General features: G+C 59.5%; 16 protein-coding genes. 8 read left to right on the forward strand and 8 right to left on the reverse strand.

Annotated elements, in window-relative coordinates:
- Window positions 1–88 precede the first annotated feature (88 nt).
- Entirely contained in the window at window positions 89–808 is a 720-nt protein-coding gene (gene znuC, locus ACOI7D_RS20035) for a zinc ABC transporter ATP-binding protein ZnuC (RefSeq protein WP_228958578.1), read from the forward strand.
- Window positions 808–1,593, forward strand: a complete 786-nt coding sequence (gene znuB / locus ACOI7D_RS20040; protein WP_049013740.1) for a zinc ABC transporter permease subunit ZnuB — start codon at window positions 808–810, stop codon at window positions 1,591–1,593. Before znuC ends, znuB begins: the two co-directional genes overlap by 1 nt.
- Window positions 1,594–1,655: 62 nt before the next feature.
- Here the strand turns inward: znuB and ruvB are convergent, their stop codons facing one another.
- The 6 genes from ruvB to aspS form a co-directional block, all read right to left on the reverse strand.
- Window positions 1,656–2,666 (reverse strand): Holliday junction branch migration DNA helicase RuvB, encoded by a 1,011-nt coding sequence (gene ruvB, locus ACOI7D_RS20045; RefSeq protein WP_004148860.1) that lies wholly within the window; start codon window positions 2,664–2,666, stop codon window positions 1,656–1,658.
- An 8-nt stretch (window positions 2,667–2,674) separates the two neighbouring features.
- Window positions 2,675–3,286: a Holliday junction branch migration protein RuvA gene (ruvA, locus tag ACOI7D_RS20050; RefSeq protein ID WP_002911454.1), complete on the reverse strand. Its 612-nt coding sequence runs from the start codon at window positions 3,284–3,286 to the stop codon at window positions 2,675–2,677.
- Between the two features lie 79 nt (window positions 3,287–3,365).
- Window positions 3,366–3,887: a crossover junction endodeoxyribonuclease RuvC gene (gene ruvC / locus ACOI7D_RS20055; protein WP_004203412.1), complete on the reverse strand. Its 522-nt coding sequence runs from the start codon at window positions 3,885–3,887 to the stop codon at window positions 3,366–3,368.
- A 34-nt stretch (window positions 3,888–3,921) separates the two neighbouring features.
- A complete protein-coding gene (locus tag ACOI7D_RS20060) occupies window positions 3,922–4,662 on the reverse strand; it encodes a YebC/PmpR family DNA-binding transcriptional regulator (protein WP_002911459.1) in 741 nt (246 codons plus the stop codon).
- 27 nt (window positions 4,663–4,689) lie between these two features.
- On the reverse strand, window positions 4,690–5,133 hold the full coding sequence (nudB, locus tag ACOI7D_RS20065) for a dihydroneopterin triphosphate diphosphatase (RefSeq protein WP_002911477.1): 444 nt from the start codon (window positions 5,131–5,133) through the stop codon (window positions 4,690–4,692).
- Between the two features lies 1 nt (window position 5,134).
- Complete coding sequence (gene aspS / locus ACOI7D_RS20070) at window positions 5,135–6,922, reverse strand: aspartate--tRNA ligase (RefSeq protein WP_023290254.1); 1,788 nt, start codon at window positions 6,920–6,922, stop codon at window positions 5,135–5,137.
- Between the two features lie 267 nt (window positions 6,923–7,189).
- On the opposite strand from aspS, the gene ACOI7D_RS20075 reads away from it, so the two are divergent.
- From ACOI7D_RS20075 to cmoB, 5 genes are read left to right on the forward strand one after another with little or no spacing between them, the layout of a single operon-like run.
- On the forward strand, window positions 7,190–7,756 hold the full coding sequence (locus ACOI7D_RS20075; protein ID WP_049013741.1) for a hydrolase: 567 nt from the start codon (window positions 7,190–7,192) through the stop codon (window positions 7,754–7,756).
- Window positions 7,753–8,571 (forward strand): DUF72 domain-containing protein, encoded by an 819-nt coding sequence (locus ACOI7D_RS20080; RefSeq protein ID WP_109547162.1) that lies wholly within the window; start codon window positions 7,753–7,755, stop codon window positions 8,569–8,571. The genes ACOI7D_RS20075 and ACOI7D_RS20080 overlap by 4 nt, the downstream gene beginning before the upstream one ends.
- 52 nt (window positions 8,572–8,623) lie before the next feature.
- Window positions 8,624–9,019 (forward strand): MAPEG family protein, encoded by a 396-nt coding sequence (locus tag ACOI7D_RS20085; protein ID WP_008804243.1) that lies wholly within the window; start codon window positions 8,624–8,626, stop codon window positions 9,017–9,019.
- A gap of 39 nt (window positions 9,020–9,058) precedes the next feature.
- Window positions 9,059–9,802: a carboxy-S-adenosyl-L-methionine synthase CmoA gene (gene cmoA, locus ACOI7D_RS20090; RefSeq protein ID WP_050533819.1), complete on the forward strand. Its 744-nt coding sequence runs from the start codon at window positions 9,059–9,061 to the stop codon at window positions 9,800–9,802.
- On the forward strand, window positions 9,799–10,803 hold the full coding sequence (gene cmoB, locus ACOI7D_RS20095) for a tRNA 5-methoxyuridine(34)/uridine 5-oxyacetic acid(34) synthase CmoB (RefSeq protein ID WP_109547161.1): 1,005 nt from the start codon (window positions 9,799–9,801) through the stop codon (window positions 10,801–10,803). The genes cmoA and cmoB overlap by 4 nt, the downstream gene beginning before the upstream one ends.
- An 80-nt stretch (window positions 10,804–10,883) precedes the next feature.
- On the opposite strand, the gene cutC is transcribed toward cmoB, so the two are convergent.
- Together cutC and ACOI7D_RS20105 are read right to left on the reverse strand one after the other, a co-directional pair.
- Window positions 10,884–11,627, reverse strand: a complete 744-nt coding sequence (cutC, locus tag ACOI7D_RS20100) for a copper homeostasis protein CutC (protein ID WP_109547160.1) — start codon at window positions 11,625–11,627, stop codon at window positions 10,884–10,886.
- Between the two features lie 76 nt (window positions 11,628–11,703).
- Window positions 11,704–12,273, reverse strand: a complete 570-nt coding sequence (locus ACOI7D_RS20105) for a VOC family protein (RefSeq protein WP_109547159.1) — start codon at window positions 12,271–12,273, stop codon at window positions 11,704–11,706.
- Window positions 12,274–12,509: 236 nt separating this feature from the next.
- On the opposite strand from ACOI7D_RS20105, the gene argS reads away from it, so the two are divergent.
- Complete coding sequence (argS, locus tag ACOI7D_RS20110; protein WP_004203428.1) at window positions 12,510–14,243, forward strand: arginine--tRNA ligase; 1,734 nt, start codon at window positions 12,510–12,512, stop codon at window positions 14,241–14,243.
- Window positions 14,244–14,253: the final 10 nt, after the last annotated feature.

A 14,253-nucleotide genomic window follows, 5' to 3' on the forward strand; every position in this document is an offset into this window, starting at 1 on the left:
GTGAGTGTGATGTGATATTATAACATTCACTAGCTTGTGCAACCCCTAAATGATTATGACAAACCTTGTAACGCTGGAAAATGTCTCGGTGGCCTTTGGCCAACGCCGCGTGCTGTCTGACATCTCGCTGGCTCTCACGCCAGGCAAAATATTGACCCTGCTGGGCCCCAACGGCGCCGGCAAATCGACGCTTGTGCGGGTGGTTCTGGGGCTGGTAGCACCGACAGAGGGTGTTATCAAGCGCGAAGAACGCCTGCGGATCGGCTATGTGCCGCAGAAACTGCATCTCGACGCCACGCTGCCGCTGACCGTCAGCCGCTTCCTGCGTTTGCGTCCTGGCACCCGCAAAGACGACATCCTGCCGGCGCTGAAGCGCGTGCAGGCCGGGCATCTGATCGACGCCCCGATGCAAAAACTTTCCGGCGGAGAAACCCAGCGCGTGCTGCTGGCCCGCGCCCTGCTCAATCGCCCGCAACTGCTGGTGCTGGATGAACCGACCCAGGGCGTCGACGTCAATGGTCAGGTTGCGCTCTACGATCTTATCGACCAGCTGCGCCATGAGCTGGACTGCGCGGTGCTGATGGTCTCCCACGACCTGCATCTGGTCATGGCCAAAACCGACGAGGTATTGTGCCTGAACCAGCATATCTGCTGCTCCGGCGCACCAGAGGTCGTCTCAATGCATCCGGAGTTTATCTCCATGTTCGGCCCGCGCGGCGCGGAACAGCTGGGGATCTACCGCCATCACCATAATCACCGCCACGATCTTCAGGGGCGAATTGTACTGCGTCGGGGAAACAGCCGCTAATGATTGAACTTTTGTTACCTGGCTGGCTGGCCGGGATGATGCTGGCCTGCGCCGCTGGCCCGCTGGGCTCCTTTGTGGTCTGGCGCCGTATGTCCTATTTCGGCGACACGCTGGCGCATGCCTCGCTGCTCGGCGTCGCTTTCGGTTTACTGCTGAACGTCAATCCGTTTTATGCGGTGATCGCCGTCACCCTGCTGCTGGCCGGCGGGCTGGTATGGCTGGAAAAACGGCCGCATCTGGCGATCGATACCCTGCTGGGCATCATGGCGCACAGCGCGCTCTCTCTGGGGCTGGTGGTGGTCAGTCTGATGTCTAACGTCCGCGTCGATCTGATGGCGTACCTGTTCGGCGATCTGCTGGCGGTCACCCCGCAGGACCTGATCGCCATTGCCATGGGCGTGGTGATTGTGATTGGCACTCTGCTCTGGCAGTGGCGGAATCTGCTGGCGATGACCATCAGTCCGGACCTGGCGTTTGTCGATGGCGTGAAGCTGCAGCGGGTCAAGCTGCTGTTGATGCTGGTCACCGCCCTGACTATCGGCGTGGCGATGAAGTTCGTCGGGGCGCTGATCATCACTTCCCTGCTGATTATCCCGGCCGCCACCGCCCGCCGTTTTGCCCGCACGCCGGAGCAGATGGCCGCCGTGGCGGTGGGCGTGGGCATGCTGGCCGTCACCGGCGGGTTAACCTTCTCGGCTTTCTACGACACGCCGGCCGGTCCATCGGTGGTGCTGTGCGCCGCGGTGCTGTTTATTCTCAGCATGACGAAAAAAGCCGCCAGCTAAAAATGAAAAACCCGGTCGCGCTGCTGACCGGGTCTCCCGATGAACGACACATCCGTAGCGAACTACGGCATCTCCGGCGGCGTAATCCCGAAATGATTCCAGGCGCGCACCGTCGCCATTCTTCCCCGCGGCGTACGCTGCAGAAAACCCTGCTGAATTAAGTAGGGCTCCAGCACATCTTCAATGGTTTCCCGCTCTTCGCCAATCGCGGCGGCGAGGTTATCCAGCCCCACCGGTCCGCCGAAGAACTTATCTATCACCGCCAGCAGCAGCTTGCGGTCCATATAGTCGAACCCTTCCGCATCGACGTTGAGCATATCCAGCGCCTGGGCGGCAATGTCGGCGGAGATGGTGCCGTCGTGGCGCACTTCCGCGAAGTCACGCACCCTACGCAGCAGACGGTTGGCAATACGCGGCGTGCCGCGTGAACGGCGGGCCACTTCCAGCGCGCCCTCGTCGCTCATCTCCAGCCCCATATGGCGGGCGCTGCGGCTGACAATATGCTGCAGATCGGGGATCTGATAGAACTCCAGACGCTGCACGATGCCAAAGCGGTCGCGCAGCGGCGAAGTCAATGAACCGGCCCGGGTGGTGGCGCCGATCAGGGTAAACGGCGGCAGGTCGATTTTAATCGAGCGCGCCGCCGGACCTTCGCCAATCATGATATCCAGCTGGTAATCTTCCATTGCCGGATAGAGCACCTCTTCCACCACCGGCGAGAGGCGATGGATCTCATCGATAAACAGCACATCATGCGGTTCAAGGTTGGTGAGCATCGCGGCGAGATCGCCCGCTTTCTCCAGCACCGGGCCGGAGGTGGTACGCAGATTCACCCCCATTTCATTGGCGACGATATTGGCCAGGGTGGTTTTCCCCAACCCTGGCGGGCCAAAAATCAGCAGGTGATCGAGGGCGTCGCCGCGCAGCTTCGCCGCCTGGATAAAAATCTCCATCTGCGAACGCACCTGCGGCTGGCCGACATACTCTGCCAGCAATTTTGGGCGGATGGCGCGGTCAGCGGCCTCTTCGAAGCCGCTGCTGTCTGCCGATACCAGCCGGTCTGCTTCAATCATCCCTTACCTCACAACGCGGCGCGCAGCGCTTCGCGGATTAGCGTTTCACTGTTGGCGTCCGGACGCGCGATCTTGCTGACCATCCGGCTGGCCTCCTGCGGTTTATAGCCCAGCGCGACCAGCGCGGCAACCGCTTCCTGCTCGGCATCGTCCGCCGTCGGGCCTGCCGGTGAGGTCAGTACCAGATCGGCGGCCGGGGTGAACAGATCGCCGTGCAGCCCTTTGAAGCGGTCTTTCATCTCAACGATCAGGCGTTCAGCGGTTTTTTTGCCAATCCCCGGCAGCTTCACCAGCGAGGCGACCTCTTCCCGCTCAACGGCGTTGACGAACTGCTGCGCCGACATGCCGGAGAGGATCGCCAGCGCCAGCTTTGGCCCTACGCCGTTGGTTTTGATCAGTTCTTTAAACAGGGTACGCTCCTGTTTGTTGTTAAACCCATACAGCAGCTGGGCATCTTCACGCACCACAAAGTGGGTGAAGACAATCGCCTCCTGCCCGGCCTCCGGCAGCTCATAGAAGCAGGTCATTGGCATGTGCACTTCATAGCCGACGCCCGCCGTTTCCAGCAACACCAGCGGGGGTTGTTTTTCGAGAATGATGCCTCTGAGTCTGCCTATCACGTGGGGCTCCTGCATTATGGTCTAAGTATCTGGCGGTATCATAAAAAAAGGCTGGATAGATATCCAGCCTGATTTGCGATTATCGTAAGCGCCCTCGCGCCAGATTGAGCCGGGTCTCGCTGATCTGCGCGGCATTCTGGCTGACATGGCAATGGGTGATGGCGATCGCCAGCGCATCCGCCGCATCCGCCTGCGGATTGGCAGGCAGCTTGAGCAGGGTGCGCACCATGTGCTGGACCTGACTCTTTTCAGCGCTGCCGATGCCGACAACCGTCTGCTTAACCTGGCGGGCGGCATATTCAAACACCGGTAACGACTGATTGGTCGCCGCCACGATCGCCACCCCGCGCGCCTGCCCGAGCTTTAACGCCGAGTCGGCATTCTTGGCCATAAAGACCTGCTCAATGGCGAAAAAGTCAGGCTGGAACTGGGTGATGATCTCCGTCACTCCGGCGTAGATCAGCTTCAGCCGCGACGGCAAATCGTCCACTTTGGTGCGGATACAGCCGCTGCCAAGGTAGCTCAGCTGCCGGCCAACCTGACGAATCACGCCATAACCGGTAACGCGCGACCCCGGGTCAATGCCGAGAATAATAGCCATCACGCGCCTCCGGTTAACCGTGGATGCGACTGCATCACAGGGTGGCTGCGACCTCGTCGGAGATCTCGCCGTTATGGTACACTTCCTGCACGTCGTCGCAGTCTTCGAGCATATCGATCAGACGCAGCAGCTTCGGCGCCGTCTCGGCATCCATATCCGCTTTGGTGGACGGGATCATCGAGACTTCGGCAGCGTCGGCTTTCAGGCCAGCGGCTTCCAGCGCGTCGCGCACGGCGCCCATCTCTTCCCAGGCGGTGTAGACGTCGATCGCGCCGTCGTCATAGGTCACCACGTCTTCAGCGCCAGCTTCCAGCGCCGCTTCCATGATGGTGTCTTCATCGCCTTTCTCGAAGGAGATGACGCCTTTTTTGCTGAACAGGTAGGAGACGGAACCGTCGGTGCCGAGGTTACCACCGGTTTTAGTGAAGGCGTGACGCACTTCCGCAACGGTACGGTTACGGTTGTCGGACAGACATTCCACCATCACCGCGGTGCCGCCAGGGCCATAGCCTTCATAAATGATGGTTTCCATGTTCGCGTCTTCATCGCCGCCGACGCCGCGCGCGATGGCGCGGTTCAGGGTGTCGCGGGTCATGTTGTTAGACAGCGCTTTATCCACCGCCGCACGCAGACGCGGGTTGGACGCCGGATCGCCGCCGCCCAGACGCGCTGCGGTAACCAGTTCGCGAATGATTTTCGTAAAGATTTTACCGCGCTTGGCATCCTGTGCCGCTTTGCGGTGTTTGGTGTTGGCCCATTTACTATGACCTGCCATAAAAAACTCTCCAAAAAGCGCGCCCTTTCAGGCGGCGTTAATTACAAATTCTTCAATCGCCTGCCGGTTGCTCCACGACTTGGTTAGCGCAGCGGCTTCCGTCGCGCTGACCCAGCGGTAGGCCAGATGTTCGGTAAAGGTAATTTCCCGCTCATGAGGCAGCGCAAGACAGAACCAAAATTCCGTATTACGCTCCACTCCCGGCGCATAGCGATGACGCAAATGAGAAAATATCTCGAACTCCACCGTGCGCTGACAGTCGATTAAGGTCAGTTGCTCGCAGGCAACGTCAATGGCGACCTCTTCCTTTACTTCACGCGCGGCGGCCTGCAGCGCGGTCTCTCCTGCTTCCAGGCTGCCGGTGACCGACTGCCAGAACGCGGGATCGTCGCGCCGCTGCAACATCAGCACCCGTTTGGTATCTTCGGCGTAAATCACCACCAGCACCGAAACGGGCAGCTTAAATGACATATTACTTGTTCTCCAGAGACGCTTTTGCCTCTTTCTCCACAACCTGAATACCCAGTTCACTGAGCGCCGCCGGATTGGCGAAGCTTGGCGCTTCGGTCATCAGGCAGGCGGCCGCGGTGGTTTTCGGGAAAGCGATAACGTCGCGGATGTTATCGGTGCCGGTCAGCAGCATGGTCAGACGGTCAAGACCGAACGCCAGGCCCGCATGCGGCGGGGTACCGTATTTCAGCGCATCGAGCAGGAAGCCGAATTTCTCACGCTGTTCCTGTTCGTTAATGCCCAGAATACCAAATACCGTCTGCTGCATGTCGCCGCGGTGGATACGCACCGAACCGCCGCCGACTTCATAACCGTTAATGACCATATCGTAGGCGTTGGCCACGGCCTCTTCCGGCGCAGCTTTCAGCTCGTCCGCCGTCATATCCTTCGGCGAGGTGAACGGATGGTGCATCGCCGTCAGGCCGCCTTCGCCGTCGTCTTCGAACATCGGGAAGTCGATCACCCACAGCGGCGCCCATTTGCTCTCGTCAGTCAGGCTCAGATCTTTGCCCAGCTTCAGACGCAGCGCGCCCAGCGCGTCGGCCACCACTTTCTTGTTGTCGGCGCCGAAGAAGATCATGTCTCCGTCCTGCGCGCCGGTGCGGTCGAGGATCGCTTCCACGATTTCAGCGGTCAGGAACTTGGCCACCGGGCTGTTGATCCCGTCCATGCCTTTGGCACGTTCGGTCACTTTAATATAGGCCAGCCCTTTCGCGCCGTAGATCTTGACAAAGTTGCCGTATTCGTCGATCAGCTTGCGGGTCAGAGAAGCCCCGCCCGGCACGCGCAGCGCCGCCACGCGCCCTTTCGGATCGTTGGCCGGGCCGGCAAAGACCGCGAACTCCACTGATTTCAGCAGGTCAGCGACGTCCACCAGCTCCATCGGGTTACGCAGGTCCGGTTTATCGGAGCCGTAGCGACGTTCGGCTTCGGCGAAGGTCATGATCGGGAAATCGCCCAGATCGACGCCTTTAATCTCCAGCCACAGCTGACGCACCATCGCTTCCATGATCTCACGCACCTGCGGCGCGGTCATAAAGGAGGTTTCCACGTCGATCTGGGTAAATTCAGGCTGACGGTCGGCACGCAGGTCTTCATCGCGGAAGCATTTGACGATCTGATAGTAGCGGTCGAAGCCGGACATCATCAGCAGCTGTTTGAACAGCTGCGGCGACTGCGGCAGCGCGTAGAATTTGCCTTTATGCACGCGGGAAGGCACGAGGTAATCGCGGGCGCCTTCCGGGGTGGCTTTGGTCAGCATCGGGGTTTCGATGTCGAGGAAGCCATGGTCATCCATAAAGCGGCGCACAAAGCTGGTGATTTTCGCGCGGGTTTTCAGACGCTGCGCCATTTCCGGACGACGCAGGTCGAGGTAGCGGTATTTCAGACGCGCTTCTTCGGTGTTGACGTGATTGGAGTCCAGCGGCAGCGATTCTGAGCGGTTAATGATCGTCAGATCGGAAGCCAGCACTTCGATAGCGCCGGTGGCCATGTCCGCGTTGATGTTTTTCTCTTCACGCGCGCGAACGGTGCCAGTGACCTGAATGCAGAACTCATTACGCAGTTCAGAGGCTAACTTCAACGCATCCGCACGATCCGGATCGAAAAACACCTGAACGATGCCTTCGCGGTCGCGCATATCGATAAAAATGAGGCTACCGAGATCGCGACGGCGGTTGACCCAACCACACAGAGTCACCTGCTGCCCAACGTGGGACTGTCGAAGCTGTCCGCAATATTCTGTACGCATGAGATATCCCTTAACTTAGCCGTCGGCGGATTGTCGTCTGCCCTGCAGGCGACGAGGTCGCAGCTTTAGCTGATGTCACAACTGAATGAAAAAAGGCGGCTATTATACTGGAAATTCTGTCGTTCGATAAGTCCGACGCACGATGTACGCTGCTTTGCTGCGCGCTTAACGTCCACACTCACATAAATTAACAAAATTTGTTACCCTTTTGCTGAAGCCGCAAAGGTATTGTAGCCGCCTGACAACAGATGAAGATACGGGGATACCATGTTAGAACTCAATGCGAAAAACACGGCGCTGGTGGTGATCGATCTGCAGGAAGGCATTTTGCCTTTTGCCGGCGGCCCACATCGGGCTGACGAGGTGGTGGCGCGCGCCGCGCGCCTGGCAGACAAGTGCCGACAACAGGGTTCGCCGGTCATCATGGTCCGCGTCGGCTGGTCGGCCGATTTCGCCGAAGCGCTGAAACAGCCTGTCGACGCGCAGGCCGGGGCGCATACGCTGCCTGAGAACTGGTGGACCTATCCGGCCACGCTGGGTAAGCAGGAGAGCGATATCGAAGTGACCAAACGCCAGTGGGGCGCGTTCTATGGCACCGACCTTGAGCTACAGCTGCGTCGCCGCGGTATCGACACCATTATTCTCTGCGGCATCGCCACCAACATCGGCGTCGAATCCACCGCCCGCAACGCCTGGGAGCTGGGTTTTAACCTGGTCATTGCCGAAGATGCCTGCAGCGCCGGCTCCGCCGAGCAGCATCAGGGCAGCATGACGCATATTTTCCCGCGCATCGGCCGCGTGCGCAGCACCGAGGAGATCCTCGCCGCGTTATGATTTATATTGGGCTTCCCCAGTGGTCGCACCCGAAATGGGTGCGCCTTGGCATCACCAGCCTTGAAGAGTACGCCCGCCACTTCAATTGCGTCGAGGGCAACACCACCCTGTATGCGCTACCGAAGCCGGAGATTGTCGCCCGCTGGTACGAGCAGACCCACGATGACTTCCGCTTCTGCTTTAAATTCCCGGCGACTATCTCGCACCAGGCCGCCCTGCGCCACTGCGACGATTTAAGCCGTGAATTCTTCACCCGCCTGGCGCCGCTGGCCTCGCGCATCGGCCAGTACTGGCTGCAGCTGCCGGCGACCTTCGGCCCTCGCGATCTCCCGGCGCTATGGCATTTTCTCGACGCACTGCCGAAGGATTTCACCTACGGCGTCGAAGTTCGTCACCCCGAGTTCTTCGCCAAAGGGGAAGCGGAACAGCAGCTCAACCGTGGGCTGCACCAGCGCAACGTCAACCGCGTGATCCTCGACAGCCGCCCGGTCCATAGCGCCGCGGCCACCAGTCCGGCGATGATCGACGCGCAACAAAAGAAACCGAAGGTGCCGGTGCATGCGGTGATGACCGCCCGGCAGCCAATGGTGCGCTTTATCGGCGGCGACGATATGGTCCATAACCGGGAACTGTTTCGCGTCTGGCTGCAGACGCTGCCGAAATGGCATCAGACAGGGACTCCGTGGCTGTTCCTGCATACTCCCGATATTGCCTACGCGCCGGCGCTGGTCGATACCCTGTGGGGCGATCTGCGCGCCGCCCTGCCGGCGGCAGGAAATGCGCCGTCGATTCCGCAGCAATCTTCTCTTTTCTGATATCCTGCTATCATATCCGGAGCCATCTGCCAGAGTTAAAGGGAGTTTTCGTATGGTCAGCGCGCTGTATGCCGTTTTAGGTGCGTTATTGTTAGTGAAGTTCTCATTTGACGTGGTGCGTTTGCGCACCCAATACCATGTAGGCTACGGCGACGGCGGCTTCAGCGAGCTGCAGGTCGCCATCCGCGTTCACGGCAATGCCGTCGAATATGTGCCGATTGGCCTCATTTTACTGTTATTTATGGAGATGAACGGCGCCCAGACCTGGATGGTGCACGTTTGCGGCATTTTATTGATCGTCGGACGACTGATGCACTCCTGGGGTTTTCATCACCGCGTCTACCACTGGCGCCGCTCCGGCATGAGCGCCACCTGGTGCGCGTTGTTGCTGATGGTGCTGGCCAATCTCTGGTATATGCCCTGGGAGTTGGTTTTCTCCCTCCGTTAGCGCACAATACGCCGTTTTCGTTTTTTCGGGTTTAACGTTATGTCTCACCGCGATACGCTTTTTTCCGCGCCGATTGCCAGCCTTGGCGACTGGACCTTTGATGAACGGGTTGCTGAAGTCTTCCCCGATATGATCCAGCGTTCTGTGCCTGGCTACTCCAATATCATCTCGATGATCGGCATGCTGGCCGAGCGCTTCGTTCAGCCCTACACCCAGGTTTACGATCTTGGCTGTTCGCTGGGCGCCGCCACCCTCTCCGTGCGCCGCAATATTAGCCATCCGGGATGTCGCATTATCGCCATCGACAACTCCCCGGCGATGGTGGAGCGCTGCCGTCGCCATATTGACGCCTATAAAGCGCCGACGCCGGTCGAGGTGATTGAAGGGGATATCCGCGATGTGGCCATTGAAAACGCCTCGCTGGTGATCCTGAACTTTACCATTCAGTTCCTTGAGCCGGGCGATCGTCAGGCGATCCTGAATAAAGTCTATCAGGGGCTGAATCCCGGCGGCGCGCTGGTGCTTTCGGAGAAATTCAGCTTCGAAGACGCCCACGTCGGTGAGCTGCTGTTCAATATGCATCATGACTTTAAGCGCGCGAACGGCTACAGCGAGCTGGAGATTAGCCAGAAACGCAGCATGCTGGAAAACGTGATGCTGACCGACTCTGTGGAAACCCATAAAAAACGCCTGCGTCAGGCGGGGTTCGAACATGCTGAACTGTGGTTCCAGTGCTTTAACTTTGGCTCGCTGGTGGCAGTAAAATCCGGGGAGCAGGCATGATCGACTTCAGTAACTTTTATCAGCTGATCGCCAAAAGCCCGCTGTCTCACTGGCTGGAGACGCTGCCTGCCCGGGTAGCCGCCTGGCAGCGCGAGGCCCTGCACGGCAAGTTTCGCGAATGGGAGCGCGCCGTTGAGTTTCTTCCGGAATTAACGCCCTGGCGTCTGGACCTCCTGCACAGCGTCACCGCCGAAAGCGAAACGCCGCTCAGCGAAGGCCATCGGCTGCGGGTAGAAAACCTGCTTAAAAACCTGATGCCATGGCGCAAAGGCCCTTATTCGCTGTATGGCATCAACATCGATACCGAATGGCGCTCCGACTGGAAATGGGAGCGCGTCCTGCCGCATCTGTCCGATCTTAGCGGACGGACCATCCTCGACGTGGGCTGCGGCAGCGGCTATCACATGTGGCGGATGATCGGCGCGGGCGCGCATCTGGCGGTCGGCATCGATCCCACCCAGCTGTTCCTGTGCCAGTTTGAAGCGGTGCGTAAGCTGCTTGGCAACGACCAGCGGGCGCATCTCCTGCCGCTGGGCATCGAGCAGCTCCCGGCGCTGGAGGCCTTTGACACCGTGTTCTCGATGGGCGTGCTCTACCATCGCCGCTCGCCGCTGGACCACCTGTGGCAGCTGAAAGATCAGCTGGCGCCGGGTGGCGAGCTGGTACTGGAGACGCTGGTGGTCGAAGGCGATGAAAATACGGTGCTGGTTCCGGGCGACCGCTATGCGCAGATGCGCAACGTCTATTTTATTCCCTCAGCGGCGGCCCTGAAAATGTGGCTGGAGAAGTGCGGGTTTATCGATGTGCGCATCGTCGACGCCTGCGTCACCTCGACGGAAGAGCAGCGGCGCACCGAATGGATGACCAGCGAATCGCTGGCCGATTTCCTCGACCCACAGGATCAGCGCAAAACCGTGGAAGGCTATCCGGCGCCGCTGCGCGCGGTGATTATCGCCACCAAACCGGAAACGCAGCAGTCGCTGGCGAAGAAAGCGAGATAAAAAAAGGCCCCTGTTTAATGGGCAGGGGCCTGGTACGGGCAATCATCATATTGGGCGACATGATGTGCAGCAAAAACCGTTTAACTTCTGTCAGCGGAAATTATCTTTTTCATCTCCGCCACCGCTGCGCCATTGACGGCGTAGCGCCTGTATTCGTCCGCATCGGGATCGGCTGACATCGAAACGCCTGGATGCCGAAAGCGCATTTCCGATGGCAACCACTGGCCTGCAGAGCTATGAACCTCTTTCACCCCCGCCTGCAGAAACAGCGGCAGGTTCGCGGCGCGCACTCCCGCACCGGCCATAATGATTGGAGTATCCCCTGCGGCAATAAGTTCCGTAATTAATGAAATACCTTTCTCCGCCGAGGATTGCTGACCGGAAGTCAGGATACGTTTAACCCCCAGCTCACCCAGCGTCTCCCAGGCCTGAAGCGGGTCGGCGCACAGATCGAACGCGCGATGAAAGGTCACCGCCAGCGGCCCGGCCGCGGCCATTATTTTTTTCATCCGCGGGATATCGACCTGACCATCGGCATTCAGCACGCCGGTCACCAGCCCGGGAAAGCCGAGCTCCCGCACCATGCGGATATCGCCAAGCATCGCGGCGAACTCCTCTTCGGTGTAGCAGAAATCGCCGCCGCGCGGGCGGATAATCGGATGCACCGGGAGGGTAATCGCCTCGCGGACCGAGACCAGCACCCCGTAAGAAGGCGTTAGTCCCCCTTCCTGCGGCGCGGCGCAGAGTTCAATACGATCGGCGCCGCAGCGCTCAGCCTCCCGGGCGCACGCCATGCTGTAACAACAAACTTCCAGTACCGCCATTGCTCACTCCCTGATCCAGACAACCTTCTCAGCATGTCATGATTTCACGCGGCAGACGCCGCGCGGCTTCACACTGTTATGTATCGGCTTGCTCGCTGGCGACGATTTGTTCAATAGACCATGGGTGAAATTTGACCGTCACGCTGCCGTCGGTGACCGCCAGGGTGGGATTCGGCAGACGCTCATGTTCCCCTTTCGGCGAGCTGGTTTTGACGACGATCCCCGGCTGGCTGAGTCCGTCATCGGCCAGCAGCGCCAGAGCGCGGGCATTTAAGGTAGCCGGATCGCCGGGTAGGACAATTTCGATATGCTCCCAGCCTTCATGGGGATAACGCTTTTCACCCGGCCACGGCAGCTCTACGATATGAAAGCGCCAGTGCGCCACGTAGACCGGCTCCGCCAGTTTAAACAAGCAGATAGGCCGACCGTTGATCATATTCTCCGACAGCAGGGTTCCGCACTGCGCCAACCCACTGCGCCAGCGCTCCGCGGTGGCGTTCTGATGACAGCGCAGGGAGATATGGTCGGCGTCGAGTCCGCCGATCTCCAGTCCCAGTCGCGCAGCGAAGCGCTGTAGCGCATCGGAAAATCGCGGGAGATCCGCCGTAATATCGGCCAGTTGTTCAATCTGCTGCCAGTTCGCCATGGGTTTGCTCGTCACTTATGTTCATCAATAATAAAAAGGCTAATCTACCGTGTTTTAGGCCGCGGACCAACCGCCACCCTGCCGCTGCGTGACCGACCGACGATGGATTGCCCATGCCGCCGCGCCGCGCGCGATGCTGACGGACGGGGACAAATGCAGTATACTCCCGCCCTAATTTGTCCACATTCCGGCGCCGCCTCCCTCGGGGGCTGGCGCATTACACGTAAGGTATTCCGGTGAATATTCAGGCTCTTCTCTCAGAAAAAGTCAGCCAGGCCCTGATCGCGGCAGGCGCGCCTGCCGATTGCGAACCTCAGGTCCGCCAGTCAGCAAAAGTTCAGTTCGGTGACTATCAGGCCAACGGCGTGATGGCTGTCGCCAAAAAGCTGGGCATGGCGCCGCGACAACTTGCAGAGCAGGTACTGTCTCATCTTGACCTCAACGGCATTGCCAGCAAGGTTGAAATCGCCGGGCCGGGCTTTATCAATATTTTCCTCGACCCCGCGTTCCTGGCGGACAACGTCAACCGCGCGCTGCAGTCAGAACGCCTGGGCGTCGCCACGCCGCAGGTACAGACCATCGTCGTCGACTACTCGGCGCCAAACGTGGCGAAAGAGATGCACGTCGGCCATCTGCGTTCGACCATCATTGGCGATGCCTCGGTCCGTACCCTGGAGTTCCTGGGCCATAAGGTGATCCGCGCCAACCACGTCGGCGACTGGGGCACCCAGTTCGGCATGCTGATCGCGTATCTGGAAAAACAGCAGCAGGAAAACGCCGGCGAAATGGCCCTTGCCGACCTCGAAGGTTTTTATCGCGAAGCGAAAAAACACTACGACGAAGACGAAGCCTTCGCCGAGCGCGCGCGCAGCTACGTGGTTAAGCTGCAGGGCGGCGATGAGTACTTCCTGCAGATGTGGCGTAAGCTGGTGGACATCACCATGTCGCAGAACCAGATCACCTACGATCGCCTGAATGTGACGCTGACCCGCGATGACGTGATGGGCGAAAGCCTGTACAACCCGATGCTGCCGGGGATCGTCGCCGATCTGAAAGCCAAAGGGCTGGCCGTGGAGAGCGAAGGCGCCACCGTGGTGTTCCTTGATGAGTATAAAAACAAGGAAGGCGAACCGATGGGCGTCATCATCCAGAAAAAGGATGGCGGCTACCTCTATACCACCACCGATATCGCCTGTGCGAAGTATCGCTATGAAACACTGCACGCCGACCGCGTGCTCTACTACATCGACTCCCGTCAGCACCAGCACCTGATGCAGGCGTGGACCATCGTGCGTAAAGCAGGCTATGTGCCGGACTCCGTGCCGCTGGAACACCATATGTTCGGCATGATGCTGGGTAAAGACGGCAAGCCGTTTAAAACCCGCGCCGGCGGCACCGTGAAGCTGGCGGATCTGCTGGACGAAGCGCTGGAGCGCGCGCGTCGCCTGGTGGCCGAGAAGAACCCGGAGATGTCCGCTGATGAGCTGGAAAATCTGGCGAAAGTGGTGGGTATCGGCGCGGTGAAATACGCCGACCTGTCGAAAAACCGCACCACCGACTACGTTTTCGACTGGGATAATATGCTGGCGTTCGAAGGCAACACCGCGCCGTATATGCAGTATGCCTATACCCGCGTGCTCTCCGTGTTCCGCAAAGCCGGCATTGACGAAAACGCCCTCACCGACGCGCCGGTGGTGATTGCGGAAGATCGCGAAGCCCAGCTGGCCGCGCGCCTGCTGCAGTTTGAAGAGACCCTCTCCGTGGTCGCTCGCGAAGGGACGCCGCACGTGATGTGCGCCTACCTCTACGATCTGGCGGGCCTGTTCTCCGGTTTCTACGAGCACTGCCCGATCCTCAGCGCGGAAAGCGAAGCGACCCGCAACAGCCGCCTGAAGCTGGCGCTGCTGACGGCGAAAACCCTCAAGCTGGGCCTCGATACCCTCGGTATCGAAACCGTCGAGCGTATGTAAAACCAACCCG

This window comes from Klebsiella sp. C360, assembly GCF_048822415.1.
In the GTDB taxonomy this organism is placed as follows: Bacteria; Pseudomonadota; Gammaproteobacteria; order Enterobacterales; family Enterobacteriaceae; genus Klebsiella; species Klebsiella quasipneumoniae.